This window comes from Urechidicola vernalis (assembly GCF_031846385.1).
Classification (GTDB): domain Bacteria; phylum Bacteroidota; class Bacteroidia; order Flavobacteriales; family Flavobacteriaceae; genus Urechidicola; species Urechidicola vernalis.
In genome coordinates this window covers 31,217-56,548 of record NZ_JAVRHV010000004.1, presented here as the reverse complement: position 1 = coordinate 56,548, position 25,332 = coordinate 31,217, and the positions used below count along the sequence as shown (strand labels likewise).

The window sequence follows — 25,332 nt, the reverse complement described above, 5'->3', positions numbered from 1 at the left end:
TATATAAATTCGTAACTACTTTCATCTAAAAATAGTATTTTTGGCAAGGATAAAATTCCTTTAAATGAGCAATAAACCTAAAATAGCAGTTTTTGGAAGTGGAAGTTGGGCAACAGCAATTGTAAAAATGCTGTGTGAAAATATGGAAACCGTTGGCTGGTATATTAGAAGTGAACAGTCTTTAGAATATATTCAGGAAAACAAGCACAATCCTAATTATTTAACATCTGTTGAATTCCATATAGATCAGTTAAAATTGTCGAATGATATCAATGAAATGATTGACTATGCGGATTATTTAATTTTTGTAATTCCATCTGCTTTTGTACACCAAGAATTGGCAAAAATCACCACTTCATTTGAAGGTAAAATATTATTTTCTGCCATTAAAGGAATCATTCCAGAATCCGGATTAATTGTAGGTGAGCATTTTCATGATATTTTAAAAGTACCATTCGAAAATATTGGTGTAATTACCGGTCCATGTCATGCAGAAGAAGTTGCTCTAGAACGGCTTTCTTACTTAACGATCGCTTGTCGAGATGAAAATAAAGCTGAAATTATCGGAAATTCTTTAGCTAGCAGGTATATTAAAACCAAAACATCTGATGACATTATTGGAACGGAATATGCCGCAATGCTTAAAAATATTTATGCCATTGCCGCAGGAATTGCGCATGGTTTAGGATATGGAGATAATTTCCAATCGGTACTGATGTCAAATTCAATTAGAGAGATGAAGCGTTTTATTAAAAAGGTTCATAAAATGAAACGTAATATTAACAACTCGGCTTATTTAGGTGATTTATTGGTAACCGGGTATTCAACTTTTAGTAGAAATAGAATGTTCGGGAATATGATTGGAAAAGGCTATACCGTAAAGTCAGCACAATTCGAAATGGTTATGGTTGCCGAAGGTTATTATGCTACCAAAAGTGCCTTTGAATTGAATCAAAAAAACGGTGCAAAAACTCCAATTATAGATACCGTCTATCGCATCCTTTATGAAGGTAAAAACCCCAAAAAACAGTTTAAAAAATTGACTGATTTACTAGATTGATTTAGAGACTTATTTCTCAACTATCCCTTTTTTCCCTCCTAGTTCCTTAACAACACGCAAGGCACTTTCTTTTAAAGAGTTCTTTTTAAATGTAAAGTTCTTTTCTTGTAACTGATTGTCTAAGAAAAATGAGACTTTAAATTCATTGTTCAATTTGAACAACTCAGGTTGAATCAATTCTACTTTAGCAAAGGAGTTTGCAGGCAATTTCTGAATTTTATGACGCATTTTAGAAGTGGTATCCTTATCGTCATAACCATGAGAAACAATTAATACCATTTCAATGGCTACCTTTTTATTATTGAGAATGTAAACATTCCAATCATCCGTTTTATAAATGTCGTTGTACTCTTTTACAACAGCCATAACTACATTGGTAACTTCAGGTATTTGAATGTCTTTTCTCATTGCAATAAAATCTTATAATTACAAAACAGATTTAAACTGCTCTAAAAAACGCACATCATTCTCATAAAACATACGAATATCCGGAATTTGATATAACAACATTGCAATTCGTTCAATTCCCATTCCGAATGCATATCCTGTATATTTTTCAGGGTCTATATTCGCGTTTTTAAGAACGTTTGGATCTACCATTCCGCAACCCATAATCTCTAGCCAACCTGTTCCTTTGGTAATTTTATAATCAACTTCCGTTTCTAATCCCCAATAAATATCTACCTCAGCACTTGGCTCTGTAAATGGGAAGTATGATGGACGCAATCTAATTTTAGACTTACCAAACATCTCTTTCGTAAAGTATAATAAGGTTTGTTTCAAGTCTGCAAACGAAACATCAGTATCTATGTATAAACCTTCTACCTGATGAAAGATACAATGTGCTCTAGCAGAAATATCTTCATTTCTAAATACACGACCTGGAGAAATTGTTCTAATAGGAGGTTCATTCTCCTCCATGTATCGGACTTGAACAGAACTTGTATGCGTTCTCAATAAGATATCTGGATCTTGTTCAATAAAAAATGTGTCTTGCATATCTCTAGCCGGGTGATATTCCGGAAGATTTAAGGCTGTAAAATTATGCCAATCATCTTCTATTTCTGGTCCTTCAGAAACTGTAAAACCAATTTTAGAAAACACTTCAATAATTCTATTTCTAACCAGTGATATTGGATGACGCGAACCTAATTGAATCGGTTCAGAAGGACGGGTTAAATCGCCATAAATAGCCTTTGAACTTGCTGTATCTTCAATGGCATCGTTTAATTCCTTTACTTTATCAGTAGCAGCGTTTCTTAACCTGTTTAAAGCTTGGCCTAAATCTTTCTTCATTGAGGCATCTACTGTTTTAAACTCAGTAAACAACTCTTTTAGCAAACCTTTATTTCCTAAATACTTAATTCTAAAGGCTTCAATTTCTTCCTTTGAAACCGCTTTAAATGCCTGAACATCACCAATTAATTCCGTTACCTTATCTAACATTTGTTCTTGAAATTAGACCGCAAATTTACATTTTTTTATCGATTCTAATTCATAAAGATGGTGATAGAATTTTCAATAAAAAATCTTTAATCCATCAAAAGAATAAATTGATAAAAAAAAGAGGTTAAAATATCAATTTAATTATATTTGCATCGTAATTTATTAAATGCAAAAAAAAACACATTCAAAATTATGGAAAAAGTAATTTCAGGTTTTATGGATCTTGTAAAAGTTCGCAATCAACACGAGCCAGAATTTTTACAAGCAGTACAAGAAGTTGCCGAAACGGTAATTCCTTATATTATTGATAAGGACATTTACTTCGGTAAAAATATTTTATTGAGAATGGTAGAGCCAGAACGCGCAATTACGTTCCGTGTACCTTGGGTAGCAGATAATGGAGAGATTCATGTAAATCGTGGATACCGTATCCAAATGAATTCTGCAATTGGACCATACAAAGGTGGTTTGCGTTTTCACCCTTCTGTAAACATGAGTATTTTAAAGTTCTTAGCATTTGAGCAAGTCTTTAAAAACTCATTAACAACATTACCTATGGGTGGTGGTAAAGGTGGATCTGATTTTGATCCTAAAGGAAAATCAGATGATGAAATTATGAGATTCTGCCACAGTTTTATGGCTGAATTATGTCGCCATATAGGACCAAATACAGATGTACCAGCGGGAGATATAGGAGTTGGCGCAAGAGAAATTGGATTCTTATTTGGTATGTACAAAAAGATGAGAAATGAATTTACCGGAGTATTGACCGGAAAAGGACGTACTTGGGGTGGTTCATTAATTAGACCAGAAGCAACTGGATATGGAACTGTATACTTTGCAGAGAGTATGTTAAAAACTAAAGGCGATTCTTTTGAAGGAAAAACTGTAGTTATTTCTGGATCTGGAAACGTAGCTCAATTTGCTGCTGAAAAAGCAACACAGTTAGGCGGAAAAGTAGTTACATTATCAGATTCTTCTGGATATATTTACGATACTGACGGAATTGATGCTGAAAAACTAGCGCACGTTATGTATTTGAAAAACGAGAAACGCGCTCGTGTTTCTGAATACATTGAAAAATATCCAAACGCTACATTTGTTGCAGGATCAACACCATGGAGTGTTACATGTGATGTTGCCTTACCTTGTGCAACTCAAAATGAATTAAATGGTGATTCCGCTAAAACATTAATTTCAAATGGGTGTATCTGTGTAGCAGAAGGAGCAAATATGCCTTCTACACCAGAAGCTATTCACGAATTCCACGATGCAAAAATCTTATTTGCACCAGGAAAAGCATCTAATGCTGGTGGAGTTGCAACCTCAGGATTAGAAATGTCTCAAAACTCATTACGTATCTCTTGGACACGTGAAGAAGTAGATGAGCGTTTAAAAGGAATTATGGCCGATATTCACGATTCTTGTATCGAATACGGAAAAGAAGAAGACGGATTCGTAAACTATGTAAAAGGAGCAAATATTGCTGGTTTTGTTAAGGTAGCGGACGCTATGTTAGCACAAGGAGTGGTATAAAATTATTCTTAATTCAAATAAGCGAAAAAGGGTACAACTGTAATGGTTGTACCCTTTTTAATTTGTTATTTTTAAACCTTACTACATTCCAATAAGGCTCATTGCTTTTTTCAAAAGTTCTGGATTGCTTTTAATATAATCCATGGCTTTTTTAATCAACTCTGGATTATCCTTTATATACTTCATAACCTTGTCCATCGCATTTGGATTCTTCTTAATTGCCTCAACAACTTTTTCTTTTGTTTCAGGATTATTTTTTAAATAATCAATTGCTTTTTGTCGCATCTCTGGGTTATTCAATAACATATCTTTCACCTTTGCTTGTGCTTCTGGTGTATCAAATAACGCTTTCATTTGTTCCATTTGAACATCACTAGATGATGTAGGAACTTTAACTTTAGGAATTGATTGTGCATTTACAGTAGTTGTGCCAACGAAAAACAGCAACAATACTACTGAACTAAATAGTAGTTTTTTCATAATTTATTTTTTTAATTAGAACACTAATTTACAATATAATATTTAATGCTGCATTTACCTTATTTTTGATTGGTGGAAGGTGAAACAACATATCGGAAAATTATTCATGTAGATATGGATGCTTTTTATGCATCGGTAGAGCAATTAGACAATCCCGAATTGAGAGGGAAACCCGTTGCTGTTGGAGGTGAAAGCGAGCGAGGTGTAGTTTCAGCTGCTAGCTACGAAGCCCGAAAATTTGGAGTAAGATCTGCCATGAGTGGTGTCATTGCTCGTAAAAATTGCCCGGAGTTGATATTTGTGCCCCCAAGATTTAATCGATACAAAGAAATTTCTAAAGAAGTTAGATCCATATTTTCTGAATATACCGATTTAGTTGAGCCGTTGTCTTTAGACGAAGCGTATTTGGATGTTACTCAAAATAAAAAGGGAAACCCATCGGCTTCTTTAATTGCCAAAGAGATTAGAGCCCAGATTTATGAAAGATTAAGTTTGCGCGCATCTGCTGGTGTTTCATATAATAAATTTTTGGCTAAAGTTGCTTCTGACATAAACAAACCAAACGGGCAAAAAACCATTCCACCTGAAGAAGCTTTGTCGTTTTTAGAAGGATTGGAAATTAATAAATTCTATGGTGTAGGTAAAGTTACCACTACCAAAATGTACAACCTCGGTATTTTTACTGGAAAAGATTTAAAAGGAAAAGACGAAGCCTTTTTAACGACTAATTTTGGGAAATCGGGCAAGCACTATTACAATATTGTTCGGGGAATTCATAATGGTGTTGTCAATCCAAACCATACACCAAAGTCAGTTGCTGCGGAACACACCTTTAAAACAAATTTAACTTCAGAAGTTTTTATGATGGAGCGACTTGAACGCATAGCAGATGAACTGGAGGGTCGCTTGAAAAAATCTAAATTAGCAGGAAAAACCATAACCTTAAAAATTAAATACAGTGATTTTACCCAACAAACAAGAAGCAAGACCGTACCTTATTTTGTAAAAGATAAAAGTGTATTACTAGAAAATGTACGAGAATTATTATACCAAGAAAGATTGAAAAATTCGGTACGTTTGTTGGGCATATCTGTGACTAATTTAAACGTGAATACCAAGAAAAAAGAAGAAGTGCTTGATGTGCAATTAAAACTAGAATTTTAATCTTAAAGTGTATGAAAATAAACGTTGTCAGAACCAGTTCTGAAAACTCGGATTTTATTGAGTTGGTAAAACAACTAGATGCGTATCTTAAAGTTATGGACGGAGAAGAGCATGAGTTTTACAAGCAATTTAATACGATTGAGACCTTAAAATATGTTGTAGTTATTTATGTTGATGAAATACCTGCAGCATGTGGAGCGTATAGAAGTTATTCGAATGAAACAGTAGAAATTAAAAGAATGTATGTTGCAGAAGAGTTCCGAAGAAAAGGACTTGCTCAAAATGTTTTAACCGCATTAGAAGATTGGTCAAAGGAAATAGGATTTAAAAATTGCACGTTAGAGACAGGTAAAAGAATGACAAGTGCAGTGGCCTTTTATTTAAAAAATAAATATAAAGTCATTCCTAATTATGGACAATACAAACATGTCGGTGATAGTGTTTGTTTTCAAAAGAATTTATAAATGAATTACAGTTATTGGGAATTAAAATCGTGGTTTAGAAACGTAGACTTTGCCATAATCGGAAGTGGAATTGTTGGTCTTTCTACGGCCTTACATTTAAATGAAAAATACCCTCAGTCAAATATTTTAATTCTTGAAAAAGGACAACTACCACAAGGTGCGAGTACTAAAAATGCCGGGTTCGCTTGCTTCGGAAGTCTTTCTGAAATTATAAGCGATTTAAAACGTCATTCTATTTCAGAAGTGGTTGACTTGGTTCAAAAACGCTGGGATGGCTTAAACTTACTAAGGGAAACCTTGGGTGATACTGTAATTGATTTTCAACAAAAAGGAGGGTACGAATTATTCACTGAAAATTCAGATCTGTTTGATACCTGTTATTCAAAAATGAATGAAATCAATTCTTATCTAAACCCAGTTTTTAAAGATGCCGTGTTTTCGGCTTCAGAAAATAATTTTCAATTTGAAAAAATTTACCCAAAGCTAATTTTTAACAAGTTTGAAGGGCAAATTGATACTGGTAAAATGATGAGTGCACTACTTACAAAAGTTCAGTCAAAAGGAGTGAAAATATTAAACAATGCAGATGTAAATTACATTGACGACTTTGGTACAATAACCTTAAAGGATGGGTTTTCTTTTGGTGTTGACAAAATTATTTTAGCGACAAATGGCTTTGCGCAAGAATTTTTGGATGAAAATGTACAGCCAGCTCGTGCTCAGGTAATAATTACAGAACCAATAAACGATTTGCATATTAAAGGAACATTCCATTTAGATGAAGGCTATTATTATTTTAGAAACATTAACAATCGAATATTATTTGGAGGAGGAAGAAACCTCAACTTTAAAGGTGAGGAGACCACAACATTTGGTACCACGGATCAGATTCAGAATGAATTAGACAAATTACTACAAGAAGTGATCCTACCCAATAAAGAAGTGAAAATTGATCATAGATGGAGTGGAATAATGGGTGTGGGTTCACAGAAAAAAGCCATCGTTAAACAAGTGTCTAACAATGTTTTTTGTGCGGTGCGTTTAGGCGGAATGGGAGTTGCAATAGGAAGTAGTATTGGAAAAGAAGTTGCTAATATCGTTTAATATGGAAGTGAAAAATCTACTTTTTGAAGCATGCCAAGAATTTGTGCAAAGTAAGTTGCGCACGATAGAGCAAACCATACAATCAAATAAAAATGCCCTACATTCTGAAACCAAAAGTTCTGCTGGAGATAAACATGAAACCGGAAGAGCCATGCTGCAATTAGAAATGGAAAAAGCAGGTCAACAATTGATAGAGGTTCAAAAAATGCAAGAACATTTATCTAAAATTGAATTAGACTCTGATCATAACAATGTGCACCTCGGAAGTTTGGTTTATTCGAGTAGTGGTACTTTTTTTATTGCCATAAGCAAAGGCCAGATTAAAATTGGAAACGAAATTTATTTTGCAATTTCTAGCCAGTCTCCTATTGGAAAATTATTAATGGGAAAATCTGAGAATGAAGAGATTGAGTTCAGAGGGAAGCGAACTAAAATCTTAAAAATAGTGTAACCCTTGACATATGATTCTTTCCGATTCTTTTGGCTATAATTCTTCAATTTTCAAACAAACACTTTCTCCGATTTCCAAAACATCGCCGTGTTCAAAAAAGAGAGGGTTTCCATCTAATTTCGCTTGTATTAAATAATTATTTCCTTTGTAATAATTTTGCTCAACAACGGCTTTCATTTCAGAATTTACAACCACTTTTAATTGATGTGCGTATACAAATCCGTAGTTAGGCAATTCATTGAATTCACCAAAAAATGATGCAATTAAATTGGTCTTTGGCTTGTTATATAAATCCTTTGGTGTTCCATATGCTTCGATTTGTGCGTTGTTAATTACAAGCATTTTATCGGCATATCCCAACACATCTTCATGATTATGCGTAGCTACTAAACATGCTATATTCTTTTCCTTTAGATATCTAAATATTTTTCTTCTAAGCGATTGTTTTTTAAAATTATCTATGTGACTAAAAGGCTCATCGAGCAATAACAATTCAGGCTCCTTAGCCAAGGATTTAGCAATAGCAACACGTTGCTTCTGCCCGCCACTTAAATATTGCGCTTTTGTATTTGAAAACCCGGTTAACTCAACGACTTCTAACAATTCTGCAATACGCTGCTTTTTTAATGAAGGGCTGGTGTTTGATAGGTACTTTCCTACATTTTCCGCCACCGTAATAAAAGGCATAATATTAAATTCTTGCGTTACAGATTTTGTAAACTCATAACCTGCAACCAAATTATGTTCGGGGCCTAAAATTTCTGTTTCCTTCCAAAATATTTGCCCTTCATTTAAATCAAACTCGCCATAAATTAATTGAAGTAGCGTACTTTTTCCAGAACCACTCTCACCAATAATGGATAAATGCTCTCCAGGAAGCACTTTAAAATCGATGCTTTTTAGGATAACATCTTTATCATATTGAAAGGAAATATTTTCTACACTTAGCATGGGACAAAAATAAAACAAAAGCCCACTGTTAAAGCGGGCTTTCAAAATTTTTATTAAAGATGGTTAAATTATCCTTTTACTTTCTCTTTTGTTGCACTTGGCAATTCTTCAAACCCCATATTGTTCAGGGTAAAACTGAAGATATCAGCCGCCTGTTCAATTCTTTTAGAAACTGGAGTTCCAGCACCGTGACCAGCATCCGTTTCTATTCTTATCAATGTTGGGTTTGTCCCTTTTTGTTTTGCTTGCAACTCAGCAGCAAACTTAAAACTATGTGCGGGTACTACTCTATCGTCATGATCACCAGTTGTAACCAATGTTGCAGGATAAGCAACTCCTTCATTTACATTATGAACAGGAGAATACCCTTTTAAATATTCAAACATTTCTTTGTCGTCGTTGGCTGTTCCATAATCATAAGCCCATCCAGCACCTGCAGTAAATGTATGATAACGCAGCATATCCATAACTCCTACTGCTGGTAAAGCCACCTTCATCAACTCTGGTCTTTGTGTCATAGTCGCACCAACTAGCAAGCCTCCGTTCGATCCTCCTCTGATCGCTAAATAATCCGATGAGGTATACTTCTCTGTAATTAAATATTCTGCCGCAGCAATAAAATCATCAAACACATTTTGTTTTTGAAGTTTAGTTCCTGCAACATGCCATTTTTTACCGTACTCTCCACCGCCTCTAAGGTTTGGTACAGCATACACACCTCCCATTTCCATCCAAACTGCATTGGTTACACTAAACCCAGGATTTAAACTGACGTTAAACCCTCCATAACCATAAAGTATGGTTGGATTTTTCCCGTTTAATTCTAATCCTTTTTTATAGGTGATAATCATCGGAACTTTGGTGCCATCTTTAGAATTATAAAAAACTTGCTTGCTTTCATATTCATCACTTTTAAAATCGATAGTCGGTTGCCAATACAATTCAGACGTTCCAGTATCTGCGTTAAATTTATAAATACTACCAGGAGTACTATAGTTCGTAAATGAATAGTAATCTATTTTAGCATCTTTTTTACCACCAAAACCACCAGCATTCCCAATGCCAGGCAATTCAACATCTCGAATAAATTTTCCATCAAAATCATATTGCTTTACTTTGGAAACAGCATCTACCATATATTCTGCAAAGAAATAACCACCTCCAGATGAAGGGGAAAGTACATGTTCAGTCTCTGGAATAAAATCAACCCAGTTATCTGGAGTTGGGTTCGATGCATCTACGGTAACAATTTTTTTATTTGGCGCATTTAAGTTCGTCACTATATATAGTTTGCTTCCAACGTTATCAATAGGATAAGTATCACTATCTGTATGATCTACAACTGTTACAAATTTGCTATTCTTCTTTGTTAAATCTTTAATAAACAACTTATTTCCTGAAGTGGAAATACTTGCTGTCAAGACTAGATAACGGTCATCTTCAGATACTCCTGCGCCCACATATCTATGTTTTTCTGCATCAGTACCTCCATAAATAAGTACATCCTCTTTTTGATGCGTACCTAACTTATGATAATACACTTTGTGTTGGTCTGTTTTGGCAGATAATTCACTCCCTTTCGGTTTGTCATAACTAGAATAATAGAAACCCTCATTCTTAAACCAAGAAACACCGCTGAATTTGACATCAACCAATGTATCTTCCATTATTTCTTTAGATTCCACATCCATTACTAGAATTTTTCTCCAATCAGAACCACCTTCCGAAATAGAATATGCTGCCAATTTTCCACTTCTAGAAAAGGATAGTCCGGCTAAAGAAACAGTTCCGTCATCAGAAAAAGTATTTGGATCTAAAAAAACTTCTGCTTTCTCATCTCCTTTATGGCGATACACTACATATTGGTTTTGCAATCCGTCATTTTTATAAGAATAGGTATACTCCCCCTCAACAAAAGGGGCTCCAATTTTTTCGTAATTCCATAATTTTTCCAAACGATTTTTCAATTCATCTCTGTATGGAATGTTTTCTAAATACCCGAAGGTTACTTTATTTTGACTGGCAACCCAATCTCCGGTTTCTTCAGACATATCGTCTTCTAACCAACGATACGGATCTTTAACATCAGTTCCAAAATAATTGTTAATCGTATCAACTTTTTTAGTAGTAGGATAATTCAATGGCTCTAAATTTTGCTTGTTCTCTGCAGTAGTACATGATGCAATAGTTGCACCTAACACTACAATGGATAGTAGTTTTTTCATGAGTGTAAGTTTAGATCCAAAAATACTTAAAATTAACTTGATTAAAAACCTTTGCTACTCATGTTACAAATAGATCTGTAAGTTAAACTTATCTTTGCCGTCCAACAAGAAGATTAAATTTTTAAGACATGACAGAATTATTAACACAACAAACATTTTTTGACAAAGTGTTTGATTATAGTAAAAATAAAGATTGGAAATTTGAAGGTGATAAGCCTGCGATCATAGATTTTTATGCTGATTGGTGCGGACCATGCAAAATGATTGCTCCAATTTTAGAGGAATTATCTGAAGATTTTAAGGGTAAAGTAGATATTTACAAGGTAGATACTGAAGCAGAAAAAGAATTATCGGCAGCCTTTGCAATTAGAAGTATTCCTTCAATGTTATTTATTCCTATGGATGGACAACCTCAAATGGCGCAAGGTGCACTGCCAAAAGTAGAACTAGAACGCATTATAAAAGATGTGTTGAGTGTAGAAAAATAAAATAATCTGTGCCAATGAAGTTTATTTCAAGGCACAGATTTTAATGTTCTCTCTTCTTCCATTTCGTAATTAAATCCTTTTCACGAACAAGTACTGATTTAGGATTTAATTCAACTTTATTTCTTCTTTCGTCATCAATAGCATCTGAATACCACCAATCATGTGTGTCTTTTATAGAATTATGAAGCGATCTAAACGATAGTCCATTTGCTATGCTCTTTTCATTATTAATTCTAGAAGATCCATAATTCTTACCTTCTGATGGAATCCAAGGCACCAAAAAATGAACATTATTGTCTTGTAAAAATTTATAGTCATTAATCTTTATAAGGGACGATTTTACTGGAAAAGTTTTCTTCGCCTCTTTTACAAATTCATTCATGGTTTGTTCTTTTTCCGGCCCAACAGCATTAAAAGTTCCTGAAATATTGTTTTCTGCCAATCTAATCATCCATTCTGCCACATCTCTAACATCGATATATTGAACAGGGTCATCAATCTTTCCTGGAACTAATACTTCTCCTCCCTTTGCCAACCTTATCGGCCAATGGATAAACCTGTCCGTTCTGTCCGCCGGACCAATCATATAAGTTGGTCTTACAATAATTGCCCTATCTTTTCCAAAGGCTTTAATCGCTTCATTTTCCGAAGTCGCTTTCATTACACCATAATCATACTCCAACTTTTCGTATTCACTTACTCCTTCTGGAACTGTTAAATTCAATTCAGTTTCCTCGCTAATATTATCCCCAAGATATGGATAGTAAACACCCGTTGAAGATGTATAGATATAATAACGAACATTGTTTTTAAGTAAAGTTGCTGTTTTTTTCGTCCATTCTGTCTTTCTTCCCGAATTATCAATTACCACATCCCATTTTCTATTCTCTAAAGCGGACAAATCATTCTCTCTATCTCCTGTAAGTTGTTCTACTTGTTTGAACAAATCCTTATAAATTGTTGGTGTTGTTTTTCCCCTCGTAAAAGTTGAAATGGAATGACCTCTCGCAATTGCGTAGGCAATTTGATGAGGACCCAAAAAACTAGTCCCGCCTAAAATTAAGATTTTTAATTTTTTATCAGCATTTTCATGTGTAGTTGCAAATAAACTATGTCCTAAAAAAGGAATGATCATTCCGGCTTTTATTCCTGTTTTTATCAACGCTCTTCTTGAAATGGATTTTTTCATTTTTATTGAATTTAATTAAGGTATTGATAGCCAAGTTCTAATTTTTTGAATTAAGAAACAAATCGAATAAGTTGAATTATACTATCCTTAATTATTCCGTACCTTTGCGCCATGCAAGAAAGGAGATTATCAGATTGGCTACCTACTACAAACAAAGAGGTAAAGATTAGAGGTTGGGAAGAGTTAGATGTAATTCTTTTTAGTGGAGATGCCTATGTAGATCATCCATCTTTTGGACCTGCCGTTATTGGTCGTATCCTAGAAAGTTATGGATTACGTGTTGCAATTGTACCGCAACCAAGTGTAAATGATAATTTGCAAGATTTTGAAAAACTTGGAAAACCAAAATTGTTCTTTGCGGTTACTGGTGGATGTATGGATCCAATGGTTTCAAACTATACCGCTAGCAAAAAACGTAGAGATAAAGATGCTTATACACCTAATGGTGATAAAGGTTTTAGACCAGATTACGCCACTTCTGTTTATTCTAAAATTTTAAAGGAAAAGTTTCCAGAAACGCCTGTTTTAATAGGTGGAATTGAAGCATCATTGCGTAGAGTTACTCATTATGATTATTGGTCTGACAAGTTGTTACCTTCTATTTTAGAAACATCAAAAGCAGACATGCTCGTTTATGGAATGGGAGAACAACCCCTTAGAGAAATAGTCGAATTACTTCAGAAAGGAGTTCCTTTTGAGAGTATTAAAACCATAAAACAAACTGCTGTTTTTATTGATAAAAACGAAGAACTTCCAAAGAACAAAAACTGGGAAGATGTTGAAATCAATTCACACGAAGCTTGTTTAAAAGATAAAAAGACTTTTGCCTCTAATTTCAAAGTAATTGAGCAGGAATCGAACAAATTATTTGCAAAGCGCATTTTTCAAAGTATTGGAAATCGAAGATTAATTATCAATCCTCCTTTTCCAACCATGACCGAGGACGAAATTGATGCGTCCTTTGAACTTCCTTATACTAGATTACCCCATCCAAAATACAATAAAAGAGGACCTATTCCGGCTTATGAAATGATTAAGTTTTCGATCAATATTCATAGAGGATGTTTTGGCGGTTGTAGCTTCTGTACTATTTCTGCGCATCAAGGAAAATTTATTGCAAGCCGTAGCCAAGAGTCTATTTTGAAAGAAGTAGATACCGTTGCAAACATGGACGATTTCAAAGGCTATCTTTCTGATATTGGCGGACCATCGGCCAATATGTATAAAATGAAAGGAAAGGTACAATCTATATGTGATAAGTGTGTAGCTCCTTCTTGTATTTCGCCAGTTATTTGTAGCAATTTAGATACTTCGCATAAACCATTAACGAAATTATACCAAGCAGTAGATAAGCATCCAAAGGTTAAAAAATCGTTTATTGGTAGTGGAATTCGACATGATATGTTGGTCCCAGAATTCAATAAAAATGCAGACCCAAAAGAATTGGATGCTTATACCGAAGAGGTTATGACCAATCATGTGTCAGGACGCTTAAAAGTGGCTCCAGAACATACGTCTGACCCTGTTCTAAAATTGATGCGAAAACCATCTTTTAAATACTTCCATAAATTCAAGGAACGATTTGATAATATCAATATTCGTAAGAAATTAAACCTGCAGTTGATTCCTTACTTCATTTCCAATCATCCTGCCTGTGAGGTCGAAGATATGGCGAATCTTGCAGCAGAAACCAAAGACATGGGCTTTCAATTAGAGCAGGTTCAAGGATTTACACCAACACCAATGACTGTTGCGACTGTGATTTACTATAGTGGTTATCATCCCTATACCATGAAGCCAACTAAGACTCCAAAAACTAAAAAAGAAAAGGACGAGCAACATCGATTTTTCTTTTGGTACAAAAAAGAAAATAAGGCTTGGATTAAAAACACTTTAACTAATTTAGGTAGAGGTGATTTATTAAATGTGTTATTGCCGGAAAATAATTCTTGGCGAAAAAATAAAGGTGGAAAAACTAGAAATACGTTTGATGAAACCATAACAGAATCCAAAGAACCTCGACGTAAAAACCGGTCTAAAAAAAGAAATAGTTCTTACAACGATAACGCCAGCTCTAATAATAAGAAAGGCGGAAAAAACAAGCAATATCGTTCGGTAATGAAGAAACGTCGTTAGTCATTAAACGCTCCATTCATAATAATTAGACCCTTCATTTAATTTAAAACCACTTACTGGATATAAATTATTACCAATTGTATTACTTTTTTCGGTTTCTAAAAACATTCCACAGGCACCAGATTCTTTTACCAATCTTTTAGCCTGTTCTATTAATCCTTTAGAAACTCCTTTTCCTCTGGTATTCGGATTTACAAACAAGTCATTTAACAACCATAATTTCTGCATTCTTGTAGAAGAAAATAACGGATACAATTGTGTAAACCCAGTAAGTTGACCTTCCGAATCTTCTGCTATAAAAATTACTGCATCTTGTTGATTAAAGCGTTCGGTTAAAAATTCTTTCGCCCCAATAATATCAGTTTCTTTTCTATAAAAAACACGGTACGCATCAAACAGTTGTGCCAACTGTGCCAAATCTTTTAAAGTTGCTTTTCTATAATTCATAGTTGTTTATTTTAAAAACAAAACCCTCTTGAAAAAACAAAAGGGTTCTTAATATCTAAAAGTCTAGAAATCTAACAATCTCGACACTAAACCAATTCCTTTTCTACTAAATATTCCGCGATTTGAACCGTATTTGTTGCGGCTCCTTTTCTTAAGTTATCCGCAACAATCCACATATTCAATGTATTCGGTAAAGACTCATCTCTTCTCAATCTTCCCACAAAAACCTCATCCTTGTCATTTGCATAAATTGGCATTGGGTAGGTGTTTGTTGCTAAATCATCTTGTACAACTACTCCAGGGAAGTCATTCAATAATTGACGAACCTCATCCAAATCAAAATCATTTTCAAACTCAACATTTACCGATTCCGAATGTCCACCAGCAGTAGGAATTCGAACAGCGGTTGCTGTTACCGCAAAAGAATCGTCACCTAAAATTTTCTTCGGCTCTTTTACCAATTTCATTTCTTCTTTAGTATACCCATTATCCATAAAAATATCACAATGTGGCAAAGCATTTCTTCCAATTGGGTGTGGATAGGCCATTTCACCTTCAACACCTGCTTCTTCATTATCTAATTGCTGAACAGCTTTTACACCTGTTCCAGAAACGGACTGGTATGTAGAAATAATCAAACGCTTCATTTTATACTTGTCATGCAATGGCGCCAATGCCATTACCAACTGAATTGTAGAACAATTTGGGTTCGCTATAATTTTATCTTCAGCAGTTAAAACATCTCCATTAATTTCAGGAACTACCAATTTTTTAGTTGGGTCCATTCTCCATGCCGATGAATTGTCTACCACCGTTGTTCCGGCCGCTGCAAATTTTGGAGCCCATTCTAAAGATGTATCTCCTCCAGCAGAAAACAACGCTATATCAACATTCATTTTTACTGCATCTTCTAATGTTACAACAGTATATTCTTCTCCGTTATATGGTAATTTTTTACCCGCAGATCTTGCCGAAGCAACAGGGATTAATTCCGTAATTGGAAATTTTCTTTCAGCTAACACTCTCAACATTACAGTTCCTACCATTCCAGTAGCGCCAACAACAGCAACTCTCATAATTTCTTTCTTTAAATTTTAGTGGTGCAAAGATTGGAAAAATCAACCATATAAAAATGAATTAGAGAATTTTAATCAATTTTTATCAGATTGTTAAATAGTTAACAAAATTGAATGCGTAACAAGTATTTTTGACTTAAAATGGCTCAAAATCAAGGAATCTAACGTACATTTGCAGGAAATTTTTGTTTAACTAAATTGGTATAGCATGCAACTGTACAATAAGTTAAGTGCCAAAGAGCGCGCTGAATTAATAGATAAAGCGGGAAAAGACCGTTTAACAATTTCTTTCTATCAATATCATAAGATAGAAAATCCACAGATTTTTAGAGATCACTTATTCATTGAATGGGATAAATTAGATGTTTTAGGGCGTATTTACGTTTCCTATGAAGGTATCAATGCTCAGTTGTCTGTACCTGCAGAAAACTTCAAGCAGTTTAAAGCCCATTTAGACAGTATTGATTTCCTGAAAGATGTGCGATTAAACATTGCTGTTGAGCAAGACAATAAATCATTCTTAAAACTAAAAATAAAAGTTAGAAATAAAATTGTTGCCGATGGTCTGAATGATGATACGTTTGATGTTACAGATATTGGGGTTCATTTAAATGCAGAGGAATTTAATAATATGTTGGCCGATCCTAACACTGTTTGTGTGGATATGCGAAATCATTATGAAAGTGAAATTGGTCATTTTGATGGTGCAGTGACTCCTGATGTTGATACGTTCAGAGATTCTTTAGACATTATTGAAGAAGATTTAAAAGATAACAAGGAAGACAAAAACTTGTTGATGTATTGTACAGGAGGTATTCGCTGTGAAAAAGCGAGCGCCTATTACAAGCATAAAGGATTTAAGAATGTATTTCAACTAGAAGGCGGAATCATTAATTACGTACGTCAAGTTGAAAGTCAAGAGTTGGAAAATAAGTTTAAAGGTAAAAACTTTGTGTTTGACCATAGAAGAGCAGAACGTATTTCTGATGATGTAGTTTCTAATTGTCATCAATGTGGTGAGCCTTGTGATACACATGTGAATTGTGATAATGAAGCATGTCATTTGTTATTTATTCAATGTGAATCATGTTCAGAGAAAATGAATACTTGTTGTTCCGAAGACTGCAAGGAAATTGCCGCCTTATCCTTTGAAGAGCAAAAAGCATTGCGAAAAGGAAAAGGAAATAGCAATAAAATCTTCAAAAAAGGACGTTCTGAGGCCTTAAAATTCAAAAAGTAATAGGATGCAAAAAATAGAACTAATGGCACCTGCAGGGAATTTTGAATCTATGCAAGCCGCTTTAGATAATGGTGCTGATTCCATTTATTTTGGTGTTGAGCAATTGAACATGAGGGCTAGAGCATCTATTAATTTTACCCTAGAAGATTTACAAGAAATTTCTGACAGATGTAACGCGAAGAATGTAAGAACCTATCTTACCCTGAATACAATTGTTTACGATCACGATTTATCGATTGTAAAAACACTGATACAAAAAGCAAAAGATGCCGATATCACTGCAGTAATTGCAATGGATCAGGCGGTAATTGCTAGCGCAAGAGCTATTGGAATGGAGGTGCATATTTCTACTCAAATTAATATCACCAATATTGAAACTGCGAAGTTTTACGCCATGTTTGCTGATACTATAGTATTGAGTCGTGAGTTGAGCTTACGCCAGGTAAAAAAGATTACAGAGCAAATAGAAAAGGATGATGTTCGAGGACCTTCAGGTAAATTACTAGAGGTTGAAATCTTTGGACATGGTGCGCTTTGCATGGCGGTTTCAGGAAAATGCTATATGAGTTTACACTCGCACAACTCATCTGCAAATAGAGGAGCTTGTAAGCAAAACTGCCGTAAAAAATATACGGTCATAGATCAGGAAACTGGTTTTGAAATGGAACTGGACAATGAGTATATTATGTCTCCAAAAGATTTATGTACTATTGATTTTTTAGATGAAATTGAAGATGCAGGAATTAAAGTTTTAAAGATTGAAGGAAGAGGGCGCGCTCCAGAATATGTTGCCAGAGTTATAAAATGCTACCGAGAGGCGATTGACGAAATTGAAGCAGGAACATATACCAAAGAAAAGGTAATCGGTTGGATGCAAGAATTGGAGAAAGTCTATAACCGTGGATTTTGGAGTGGCTATTATTTAGGCCAAAAGCTAGGAGAATGGAGCAAAGGTTCTGGAAGTCATGCTACACAGAAAAAAGTTTATCTGGGTAAAGGAATGCACTATTTTCCGAAACCAAAAATTGGAGAATTTAAGATTGAAGCTTATGACGTAAATGTGGGTGACACTATTTTAATTACAGGGCCAACTACAGGAGCAAAAGAAATGAAGGTTTCAGAAATGTATGTAAATGATTTGTCTGGAGAGAAAGCCCAGAAAGGCGATTCTGTGACCATACCTTTAGAATTTAGAATTCGTCCTTCAGATAAATTATACAAAATAGTAGAAAACAAAGTTGAAGCCTAATGGTTGTAATTACTTTACAAAGAGCCAAATGTATTGGTTGCAACTATTGTGTTGAATTAGCGCCAGGACAGTTTCAAATGTCAAAAAAAGACGGAAAATCGGTCTTACTACATTCACAAGAGAAAAAAGGTTTTTTTACCCTAAAGTCGCCTGACGAAAATATTTTTGATGAGAGTTTTAAGGCTAAAGAAGCCTGCCCAGTTAAGATTATTGATGTAAAACAGGTGTAGTTACTTTCGCTTAAAATTTTTCTCATTCACCTCTTCTTTTTTCCATATCTTTACGGATTAGTGAAAATGATTGGTTGAATCCCTAATGTCTTTTAATCTTGTTAACTAGACATTTCAAAATATATAAATATGGGCTGTAATAGTTGCTCTACTACCAAAGATGGTGTTCCAAAAGGCTGTAAAAGCAATGGAAACTGTGGTACTGGTAGTTGTGATAAATTAACGGTTTTTGATTGGCTGTCTAATATGACACTTCCAAGCGGTCAGGAACCTTTCAATATAGTGGAAGTTCGTTTTAAAAACGGACGGAAACATTTCTACAAAAACGAAGGATTGCAATTGTGCATGGGCGAGGTGGTTACTGTTGAAGGATCGCCAGGGCATGATGTTGGAACGGTATCGCTTACAGGTGAATTGGTTCGCATTCAAATGAAGAAAAAGGGGGTGGCGATTGACAGCGAAGATGTTAAAAAAATCTATAGAAAATCTTCTGTGCGTGATATTGATATTTGGGAAAAAGCACGCGATAAAGAAATTGAAACACAAAGAAGAGGCCGAGAAATTTTAGGTCGTTTAGGCCTAAAAATGAAGTTGTCAGATGTTGAATATCAGGGTGATGGAAATAAAGCAACCTTCTATTATACAGCCGATGAACGTGTAGATTTTAGACAACTTATTCGCGATTTAGCTAGTGCATTTAGCATTAGAGTAGAAATGAAGCAAGTTGGACTGCGACAAGAAGCTGCTCGTTTAGGAGGTGTCGGTTCTTGTGGAAGAGAGTTATGCTGCTCAACTTGGTTAACTGATTTTAGAAAAGTGAACACGGCTTCGGCACGTTATCAACAATTATCTCTAAACCCTCAAAAACTTTCAGGACAATGTGGAAAACTGAAATGCTGCTTAAATTTTGAATTAGATTCTTATTTAGATGCCATTAAAAGTTTCCCTAAAAAAGAAACCGTTTTAAAAACAGATAGAGGTGACGCTGTTTTTGTGAAAATGGATATTTTTAAAGAAGAGTTCTGGTATACGTATAAAGATGAGTCTTTTAAATGGTACAAATTAGATCTTGAACAACTAAAAGAAATAGTTGAAGCGAATAAAGGAGGTGAGACTGTATCATCTTTAGAAGATTACGAATTGGATGCTGTTTCGGAGAAAAAGGTAAGTTTTGAAGATGCAGTAGGTGAGGATAGTCTAACACGATTTGATCAACCAAAACGTAATAAACGAAGAAGAAATAAAAGAAAACCAGGCAAAAAACCTCAACATCAAAATAAACAAAAGGGAGGGCAAAAAGAAGGTGGACAAAAAGAGCGTCCTAAAAAACAGCAACCTCAAGGCAACAATAAGAATCCTAATCAAGGAAATAACCGAAATAAAAGAAGAAAACCAAGACCTAAACCAAACCAAAACAATCAAAAAGATGCGTAATATTTTCTTAATTGTTTTTTTGGGAATTGCAATTATTTCATGTGATTCTAATCGAGTTTTCGATGAATACAACTCATTAGACAATGATATTTGGCTTAAAAACAAGCCCGTTTTGTTTAATGTGCAGGTTGATGATACAATTACAACGAACAACTTATTTATCAACCTAAGGAACAACAAAGATTATGAATTCAGCAATCTATTTATTATAGCGCAAATCAATTTTCCTGATGGGTTTAGAGTAATTGATACTCTAGAGTATGAAATGACGGATAAAGAAGGAAACTTTCTTGGATCGGGTTATACAGATATTAAAGAAAATAAATTATTTTATAAAGAAAATGTCCGCTTTAACCAGCTAGGACAATACACAATAAAAGTGGAACAAGCAATGCGTAAAATTGGCAATATTCAGGCATTAGATTCGTTAAGAGGTGTTACAGACCTTGGCTTTAGAATAGAAGCAATAAACCATTAAACTCCCATTTAAAAATGGCAAAGAAAAAATCAGCAAAAAAAGCAACGTCTAGAAACTACCTTAAATTGTTTTGGCAACTGTTCATTGCAGGTGTTATTCTAGCAATATTACCTTTTTTATTAGCATCCATTGGTGCGCTTGGACATATGCCTTCATTTGAAGAATTAGAAAATCCAGAATCAAATTTAGCCTCTGAAGTAATTTCTATTGATGGTAAGACACTTGGAAAATATGCTTATGAAAACAGAACTCCGGTTAAATTTAAAGACTTACCAGACAACCTTGTCAAAGCACTAGTAGCTACAGAGGATGAACGTTTTTTTGAACATTCAGGAATCGATTTTAAAGCCACTGCACGAGCTATTGTAAAATTGGGTCAAGACGGTGGAGGAAGCACTACTACTCAGCAACTTTCAAAATTATTGTTTCATGGAGAAGGGTCTAAAAATGTTTTTGGCCGTGTGTTTCAAAAAGTGAAAGAATACGTAATTTCAATTCGGTTAGAACGCCAATATACCAAAGAAGAAATCTTAACCATGTACTTGAACAAGTACGATTTCTTGTATTTAGCTGTTGGAATTCGTTCGGCATCTCGTATTTACTTCGGGAAAGAACCGAAGGACTTAAATGTTCAGGAATCAGCGGTTTTGGTAGCAATGCTAAAGAACCCAAGGCAATTTAATCCGAAAAGAGAAATTTCTAAAGACAAATCTTTAGCAAGAAGAAACGTAGTGTTCAGTCAAATGGCTAAAAATGGCTTTTTGACAGAAAAAGAGAAAGATTCTCTTCAAGAATTACCTATTGTTTTAAACTGGTCTCCGGAAAGTCACGCCGATGGTTTGGCAACTCATTTCAGAGAATATCTAAGAAGTTATATGAATGGGTGGATTAAAAACAATCCAAAACCAAATGGAGATAAATACAACTTACATAGAGACGGTTTAAAGATTTATGTAACTATAGATTCTCGTATGCAACAATATGCGGAAGAAGCAGCAAATGAGCATATGCAAAATTTGCAACGCATCTTTTTTAAAGAACAAAAACGAAATAAAACAGCCCCATTCTATGATGTTGAATTAGAAGATCGTGAGCGCATAATGCTACAAGCTATGAAACGTTCTACACGTTGGAAAAGGATGAAGGCACAAGGAAAAGATGATAAAGAAATTAGACAAACGTTTCGTGAAAAAACCGAAATGCGTGTGTTTTCATACAAAGGAGATATAGACACAATTATGACTCCTTATGATTCCATTGTTTATTACAAGCATTTTTTACGTGCTGGTTTAATGTCCATAGAACCGCAAACAGGCCATGTTAAAGCCTGGGTAGGAGGTACAAATTATAAGCATTTTAAATTTGACGCCGTAAAACAACAAAAACGCCAGGTGGGGTCAACCTTTAAACCATTTGTATATGCAACTGCAATTAATCAATTGAAATGGTCTCCATGTGATAGTTTCCCGAATACACCATATACAATCTCTAAGGACAAATACGGAATGCCAGATGATTGGTCTCCAAAAAATTCTGGAGCGGATGAAAACCCTGAAGATGCTTATGGCGGAATGCTTACTTTAAAAGATGCTTTGGCAAAATCAGTAAACGTAATTACAGCTCGAACAATTGATGCAGTACATCCGAAGAACGTAGTGCGGTTTGCGCATTCTTTAGGCATAGATAGTAAAATTCCAGAAGTACCTGCCATTGCTTTAGGTTCTGTAGATCTAAGTTTATATGAAATGGTTGGCGCTTACTCTACTTTTGCAAACAAAGGTTTAAGAGTTGGACAAATGATGGTGTTACGGATTGAAGACAAAAACGGTACAATTCTAGAACAATTCACTCCTGAAACCAAAGAGGTTTTGAGTGAGGAATCTTCATACGTAATATTGAATTTATTAGAAGGTGTTACTACTGCCGGTTCAGGTGTCCGTTTAAGAGGAAATTGGGGCAGTTATCCGGATAACATTGCTACCGGATATCCTTATGAGTTTACCAACCCTATTGCCGGTAAAACAGGAACTACTCAAAACCAGTCTGATGGTTGGTTTATGGGAATAGTTCCAAATTTAGCCACTGGTGTTTGGGTAGGTGGTGAAGACCGCGCTACGCATTTCGAATTTATTACACAAGGGCAAGGAGCCTCTATGGCACTGCCAATATGGGCTTTGTACTATAAGAAATTATATGAAGATGAATCTTTAAGTATAAGTCAAGAAGAATTTGAAAAACCTGAGGACGTTTCAATTAGAATTAACTGCTCTGACGAACCTGAAGAAGGTGAAGATCCTTTAGAAGAAAAGAAAAAAGAGGTAGAAGAAGAAATAGAATTTTAAAATTTATTGCCATGATAAACAAAGTAGTCTCTAATGCTGAAGAAGCTCTGAAAGGAGTAACATCAGGAATGGAATTTATGCTGGGCGGATTTGGCCTTTGTGGAATTCCAGAGAATAGTATTTCTGAATTAGTAAAACTCGGAGTATCTGATTTGACTTGTATATCAAATAATGCTGGTGTAGATGATTTTGGATTGGGGTTACTATTACAGAAACGTCAAATCAAAAAAATGATTTCTTCCTATGTAGGAGAAAATGATGAATTCGAACGCCAAATGTTAAGCGGCGAATTGGAAGTAGATTTAATTCCGCAGGGCACGTTGGCCGAAAGATGCAGAGCTACAGGGGCTGGGATTCCGGCATTTTTTACACCTGCTGGCTATGGAACTGAAGTCGCAGAAGGAAAAGAAACGAGAGAATTCAATGGAAAAATGTATGTTTTGGAACATGCATTTAATCCACAATTTGCCTTTGTAAAAGCATGGAAAGGAGATACTGCAGGTAATTTAATCTTTAAAGGAACTGCTAGAAACTTTAACCCAATGATGGCAATGGCAGGTAAAATAACAGTGGCCGAAGTAGAAGAATTGGTAGAGGTTGGTGAATTAGACCCAAATCAAATTCATACACCAGGAATATTTGTTCAACGCATTTTTCAAGGAACAAATTATGAAAAGCGAATTGAACAGCGAACAGTAACTCCTAAATCTTAATATTATGGCGTTATCAAAACAAGAAATAGCACAAAGAATTGCACAAGAATTACAAGATAAATGGTATGTAAATTTGGGTATTGGAATTCCAACCCTGGTTGCAAATTATATTCCGGAAGGAATTGAAGTTGAGTTTCAGTCTGAAAACGGATTACTTGGAATGGGACCATTTCCTATTGAGGGAACCGAAGATGCAGATATGATAAATGCAGGAAAACAAACAGTAACCGTTTTAAAAGGTGGTTCGTTATTTGACTCAGCCACTAGTTTTGCCATGATTCGTGGACAACACGTGCAATTAACAGTTTTAGGAGCCATGGAAGTTGCTCAAAATGGAGATATAGCCAATTGGAAAATTCCTGGACGTATGGTTAAAGGGATGGGAGGTGCTATGGATTTAGTAGCTTCTGCAGAGAATATTATTGTTGCTATGATGCATACCAATAAAAGAGGAGAATCTAAATTACTTGAACAATGTTCACTACCTCTAACGGGTGTGGGTTGCGTTAAGAAAATAGTGACCAATTTAGCGGTTTTAGAAATAAAAGAAAATGCATTTCACTTAATCGAAAGAGCTCCCGGAGTATCGGTAGAGGAAATTAAAACTGCAACGGCAGGAAAATTAATTGTTGAAGGAGTTATTCCTGAAATGAAATTATAAGTATAAAGAATGAAGATAATCTCTTATAATGTAAATGGCATAAGAGCAGCCCTTAAAAAAGGGTTTATAGATTGGTTAAAGGCCGCAGATCCGGACGTTGTGTGTATTCAAGAAACAAAAGCACACAAAGAGCAATTGGATTTAAACGTGTTTGAAGATGTAGGGTACAAATACCATTATTGGTTTTCTGCACAAAAAAAAGGATATAGCAGTGTTGCTGTTTTATGCAAGTCTGAACCCAATCATGTGGAATATGGTACAGGAATAGAAACAATGGATTTTGAAGGTAGAAACCTTCGCGTTGATTTTGACAATGTATCCATAATGAGTTTGTATTTACCTTCAGGAACAAATGATGCTCGACTTAATTTTAAGTTGAACTATATGGCAGAATTTCAAGAATATGTAAATGAGTTAAAGAAAGAGATTCCGAACCTAATTATTTGTGGTGATTATAATATTTGTCATGAAGCAATAGACATTCACAATCCGAAAATGAAAGGCGTTTCTGGATTTCTACCTATTGAACGAGAATGGATTGGAAACTTTATAAACAGTGGTTTTATAGATAGTTTTAGACATCTAAACAAAGAACCAGATCATTATTCTTGGTGGAGCTACAGAGCGAATGCTCGTAATAATAACAAAGGTTGGCGTATAGACTATTGCATGGTTAGCGAGCCTTTAAAAAATCAAATTAAAAGAGCCTTTATTTTACCTGACGCAAAGCATTCAGACCATTGCCCAATTGGAGTAGAAATAGATTAA

At 34.8% G+C, this 25,332-nt stretch carries 25 protein-coding genes; 17 read left to right on the top strand and 8 right to left on the bottom strand.

The genetic code is table 11. The features are described from left to right. Positions 1-64 precede the first annotated feature (64 nt). Positions 65-1,060 carry an NAD(P)H-dependent glycerol-3-phosphate dehydrogenase gene (locus RM519_RS08940; protein WP_311593373.1) on the top strand — a complete coding sequence of 332 codons (996 nt, stop codon included), beginning with the start codon at positions 65-67 and terminating at the stop codon, positions 1,058-1,060. A 9-nt stretch (positions 1,061-1,069) separates the two neighbouring features. On the opposite strand, the gene RM519_RS08935 is transcribed toward RM519_RS08940, so the two are convergent. Together RM519_RS08935 and pheS are read right to left on the bottom strand one after the other, a co-directional pair. Beyond that, complete coding sequence (locus tag RM519_RS08935; RefSeq protein WP_311593372.1) at positions 1,070-1,468, bottom strand: hypothetical protein; 399 nt, start codon at positions 1,466-1,468, stop codon at positions 1,070-1,072. 18 nt (positions 1,469-1,486) lie between these two features. Further along, the gene (gene pheS / locus RM519_RS08930) at positions 1,487-2,506 is read right to left on the bottom strand and encodes a phenylalanine--tRNA ligase subunit alpha (RefSeq protein ID WP_311593371.1); all 1,020 of its coding nucleotides are present in this window, start codon (positions 2,504-2,506) and stop codon (positions 1,487-1,489) included. Between the two features lie 192 nt (positions 2,507-2,698). Here pheS and gdhA point away from each other — a divergent pair, with 192 nt between their 5' ends. Next, entirely contained in the window at positions 2,699-4,042 is a 1,344-nt protein-coding gene (gene gdhA, locus RM519_RS08925; RefSeq protein WP_311593370.1) for an NADP-specific glutamate dehydrogenase, read from the top strand. Positions 4,043-4,123: 81 nt separating this feature from the next. Here the strand turns inward: gdhA and RM519_RS08920 are convergent, their stop codons facing one another. Then, a complete protein-coding gene (locus RM519_RS08920) occupies positions 4,124-4,522 on the bottom strand; it encodes a hypothetical protein (protein WP_311593369.1) in 399 nt (132 codons plus the stop codon). 72 nt (positions 4,523-4,594) lie between these two features. On the opposite strand from RM519_RS08920, the gene dinB reads away from it, so the two are divergent. From dinB to RM519_RS08900, 4 genes are read left to right on the top strand one after another with little or no spacing between them, the layout of a single operon-like run. Beyond that, complete coding sequence (gene dinB / locus RM519_RS08915; protein ID WP_311593367.1) at positions 4,595-5,686, top strand: DNA polymerase IV; 1,092 nt, start codon at positions 4,595-4,597, stop codon at positions 5,684-5,686. A gap of 11 nt (positions 5,687-5,697) precedes the next feature. Then, positions 5,698-6,150, top strand: coding sequence for a GNAT family N-acetyltransferase (locus RM519_RS08910; RefSeq protein ID WP_311593365.1), 453 nt, complete (start codon positions 5,698-5,700; stop codon positions 6,148-6,150). Continuing rightward, on the top strand, positions 6,151-7,254 hold the full coding sequence (locus RM519_RS08905) for an NAD(P)/FAD-dependent oxidoreductase (protein WP_311593364.1): 1,104 nt from the start codon (positions 6,151-6,153) through the stop codon (positions 7,252-7,254). It begins immediately after the preceding gene. A gap of 1 nt (position 7,255) precedes the next feature. Then, positions 7,256-7,705: a 3-oxoacyl-ACP synthase gene (locus RM519_RS08900; RefSeq protein ID WP_311593363.1), complete on the top strand. Its 450-nt coding sequence runs from the start codon at positions 7,256-7,258 to the stop codon at positions 7,703-7,705. A 33-nt stretch (positions 7,706-7,738) separates the two neighbouring features. Here the strand turns inward: RM519_RS08900 and RM519_RS08895 are convergent, their stop codons facing one another. Both RM519_RS08895 and RM519_RS08890 read right to left on the bottom strand, forming a co-directional pair. Beyond that, positions 7,739-8,656, bottom strand: a complete 918-nt coding sequence (locus RM519_RS08895) for an ABC transporter ATP-binding protein (protein ID WP_311593362.1) — start codon at positions 8,654-8,656, stop codon at positions 7,739-7,741. Between the two features lie 68 nt (positions 8,657-8,724). Continuing rightward, positions 8,725-10,881 carry a prolyl oligopeptidase family serine peptidase gene (locus tag RM519_RS08890; protein WP_311593361.1) on the bottom strand — a complete coding sequence of 719 codons (2,157 nt, stop codon included), beginning with the start codon at positions 10,879-10,881 and terminating at the stop codon, positions 8,725-8,727. Between the two features lie 128 nt (positions 10,882-11,009). On the opposite strand from RM519_RS08890, the gene trxA reads away from it, so the two are divergent. Beyond that, positions 11,010-11,369 carry a thioredoxin gene (trxA, locus tag RM519_RS08885; RefSeq protein WP_311593360.1) on the top strand — a complete coding sequence of 120 codons (360 nt, stop codon included), beginning with the start codon at positions 11,010-11,012 and terminating at the stop codon, positions 11,367-11,369. Positions 11,370-11,409: 40 nt separating this feature from the next. Here trxA and RM519_RS08880 read toward each other — a convergent pair whose 3' ends face one another. Continuing rightward, positions 11,410-12,558, bottom strand: coding sequence for an NAD-dependent epimerase/dehydratase family protein (locus tag RM519_RS08880; protein ID WP_311593359.1), 1,149 nt, complete (start codon positions 12,556-12,558; stop codon positions 11,410-11,412). Positions 12,559-12,669: 111 nt separating this feature from the next. Here RM519_RS08880 and RM519_RS08875 point away from each other — a divergent pair, with 111 nt between their 5' ends. Beyond that, positions 12,670-14,694 carry a YgiQ family radical SAM protein gene (locus RM519_RS08875; protein WP_311593358.1) on the top strand — a complete coding sequence of 675 codons (2,025 nt, stop codon included), beginning with the start codon at positions 12,670-12,672 and terminating at the stop codon, positions 14,692-14,694. A 3-nt stretch (positions 14,695-14,697) separates the two neighbouring features. Here RM519_RS08875 and RM519_RS08870 read toward each other — a convergent pair whose 3' ends face one another. Beyond that, positions 14,698-15,141 (bottom strand): GNAT family N-acetyltransferase, encoded by a 444-nt coding sequence (locus tag RM519_RS08870; protein ID WP_311593357.1) that lies wholly within the window; start codon positions 15,139-15,141, stop codon positions 14,698-14,700. Positions 15,142-15,227: 86 nt separating this feature from the next. Continuing rightward, positions 15,228-16,217: an aspartate-semialdehyde dehydrogenase gene (locus RM519_RS08865; protein WP_311593356.1), complete on the bottom strand. Its 990-nt coding sequence runs from the start codon at positions 16,215-16,217 to the stop codon at positions 15,228-15,230. Between the two features lie 208 nt (positions 16,218-16,425). On the opposite strand from RM519_RS08865, the gene trhO reads away from it, so the two are divergent. From trhO to RM519_RS08820, 9 genes are all read left to right on the top strand, one after another. After that, entirely contained in the window at positions 16,426-17,457 is a 1,032-nt protein-coding gene (trhO, locus tag RM519_RS08860; protein WP_311593355.1) for an oxygen-dependent tRNA uridine(34) hydroxylase TrhO, read from the top strand. A 4-nt stretch (positions 17,458-17,461) separates the two neighbouring features. Then, a complete protein-coding gene (locus tag RM519_RS08855; protein ID WP_311593354.1) occupies positions 17,462-18,706 on the top strand; it encodes a peptidase U32 family protein in 1,245 nt (414 codons plus the stop codon). Beyond that, positions 18,706-18,936: a ferredoxin gene (locus tag RM519_RS08850; RefSeq protein WP_311593353.1), complete on the top strand. Its 231-nt coding sequence runs from the start codon at positions 18,706-18,708 to the stop codon at positions 18,934-18,936. The genes RM519_RS08855 and RM519_RS08850 overlap by 1 nt, the downstream gene beginning before the upstream one ends. Positions 18,937-19,065: 129 nt before the next feature. Further along, positions 19,066-20,370 carry a PSP1 domain-containing protein gene (locus tag RM519_RS08845; protein WP_311593352.1) on the top strand — a complete coding sequence of 435 codons (1,305 nt, stop codon included), beginning with the start codon at positions 19,066-19,068 and terminating at the stop codon, positions 20,368-20,370. Then, entirely contained in the window at positions 20,363-20,848 is a 486-nt protein-coding gene (locus RM519_RS08840) for a gliding motility lipoprotein GldH (protein WP_311593351.1), read from the top strand. Before RM519_RS08845 ends, RM519_RS08840 begins: the two co-directional genes overlap by 8 nt. A 14-nt stretch (positions 20,849-20,862) precedes the next feature. Next, complete coding sequence (locus RM519_RS08835) at positions 20,863-23,190, top strand: transglycosylase domain-containing protein (RefSeq protein ID WP_311593350.1); 2,328 nt, start codon at positions 20,863-20,865, stop codon at positions 23,188-23,190. Between the two features lie 11 nt (positions 23,191-23,201). Then, positions 23,202-23,903 carry a CoA transferase subunit A gene (locus RM519_RS08830; protein WP_311593349.1) on the top strand — a complete coding sequence of 234 codons (702 nt, stop codon included), beginning with the start codon at positions 23,202-23,204 and terminating at the stop codon, positions 23,901-23,903. Positions 23,904-23,907: 4 nt separating this feature from the next. Continuing rightward, entirely contained in the window at positions 23,908-24,564 is a 657-nt protein-coding gene (locus tag RM519_RS08825; RefSeq protein ID WP_311593348.1) for a 3-oxoacid CoA-transferase subunit B, read from the top strand. A gap of 9 nt (positions 24,565-24,573) precedes the next feature. Next, on the top strand, positions 24,574-25,332 hold the full coding sequence (locus RM519_RS08820; RefSeq protein ID WP_311593347.1) for an exodeoxyribonuclease III: 759 nt from the start codon (positions 24,574-24,576) through the stop codon (positions 25,330-25,332).

Coding starts and splice junctions, on each gene's coding strand:
- RM519_RS08855 (WP_311593354.1), top strand. CDS start 17,462: ATGCAAAAAATAGAACTAATGGCACCTGCAGGGAATTTTGAATCTATG.
- RM519_RS08880 (WP_311593359.1), bottom strand. CDS start 12,558: ATGAAAAAATCCATTTCAAGAAGAGCGTTGATAAAAACAGGAATAAAA.
- RM519_RS08905 (WP_311593364.1), top strand. CDS start 6,151: ATGAATTACAGTTATTGGGAATTAAAATCGTGGTTTAGAAACGTAGAC.
- trhO (WP_311593355.1), top strand. CDS start 16,426: ATGCAACTGTACAATAAGTTAAGTGCCAAAGAGCGCGCTGAATTAATA.
- RM519_RS08820 (WP_311593347.1), top strand. CDS start 24,574: ATGAAGATAATCTCTTATAATGTAAATGGCATAAGAGCAGCCCTTAAA.
- RM519_RS08850 (WP_311593353.1), top strand. CDS start 18,706: ATGGTTGTAATTACTTTACAAAGAGCCAAATGTATTGGTTGCAACTAT.
- RM519_RS08900 (WP_311593363.1), top strand. CDS start 7,256: ATGGAAGTGAAAAATCTACTTTTTGAAGCATGCCAAGAATTTGTGCAA.
- RM519_RS08920 (WP_311593369.1), bottom strand. CDS start 4,522: ATGAAAAAACTACTATTTAGTTCAGTAGTATTGTTGCTGTTTTTCGTT.
- RM519_RS08935 (WP_311593372.1), bottom strand. CDS start 1,468: ATGAGAAAAGACATTCAAATACCTGAAGTTACCAATGTAGTTATGGCT.
- RM519_RS08865 (WP_311593356.1), bottom strand. CDS start 16,217: ATGAGAGTTGCTGTTGTTGGCGCTACTGGAATGGTAGGAACTGTAATG.
- RM519_RS08830 (WP_311593349.1), top strand. CDS start 23,202: ATGATAAACAAAGTAGTCTCTAATGCTGAAGAAGCTCTGAAAGGAGTA.
- RM519_RS08910 (WP_311593365.1), top strand. CDS start 5,698: ATGAAAATAAACGTTGTCAGAACCAGTTCTGAAAACTCGGATTTTATT.
- RM519_RS08840 (WP_311593351.1), top strand. CDS start 20,363: ATGCGTAATATTTTCTTAATTGTTTTTTTGGGAATTGCAATTATTTCA.
- gdhA (WP_311593370.1), top strand. CDS start 2,699: ATGGAAAAAGTAATTTCAGGTTTTATGGATCTTGTAAAAGTTCGCAAT.
- RM519_RS08825 (WP_311593348.1), top strand. CDS start 23,908: ATGGCGTTATCAAAACAAGAAATAGCACAAAGAATTGCACAAGAATTA.
- pheS (WP_311593371.1), bottom strand. CDS start 2,506: ATGTTAGATAAGGTAACGGAATTAATTGGTGATGTTCAGGCATTTAAA.
- RM519_RS08895 (WP_311593362.1), bottom strand. CDS start 8,656: ATGCTAAGTGTAGAAAATATTTCCTTTCAATATGATAAAGATGTTATC.
- RM519_RS08875 (WP_311593358.1), top strand. CDS start 12,670: ATGCAAGAAAGGAGATTATCAGATTGGCTACCTACTACAAACAAAGAG.
- RM519_RS08890 (WP_311593361.1), bottom strand. CDS start 10,881: ATGAAAAAACTACTATCCATTGTAGTGTTAGGTGCAACTATTGCATCA.
- RM519_RS08845 (WP_311593352.1), top strand. CDS start 19,066: ATGGGCTGTAATAGTTGCTCTACTACCAAAGATGGTGTTCCAAAAGGC.
- RM519_RS08835 (WP_311593350.1), top strand. CDS start 20,863: ATGGCAAAGAAAAAATCAGCAAAAAAAGCAACGTCTAGAAACTACCTT.
- RM519_RS08870 (WP_311593357.1), bottom strand. CDS start 15,141: ATGAATTATAGAAAAGCAACTTTAAAAGATTTGGCACAGTTGGCACAA.
- trxA (WP_311593360.1), top strand. CDS start 11,010: ATGACAGAATTATTAACACAACAAACATTTTTTGACAAAGTGTTTGAT.
- RM519_RS08940 (WP_311593373.1), top strand. CDS start 65: ATGAGCAATAAACCTAAAATAGCAGTTTTTGGAAGTGGAAGTTGGGCA.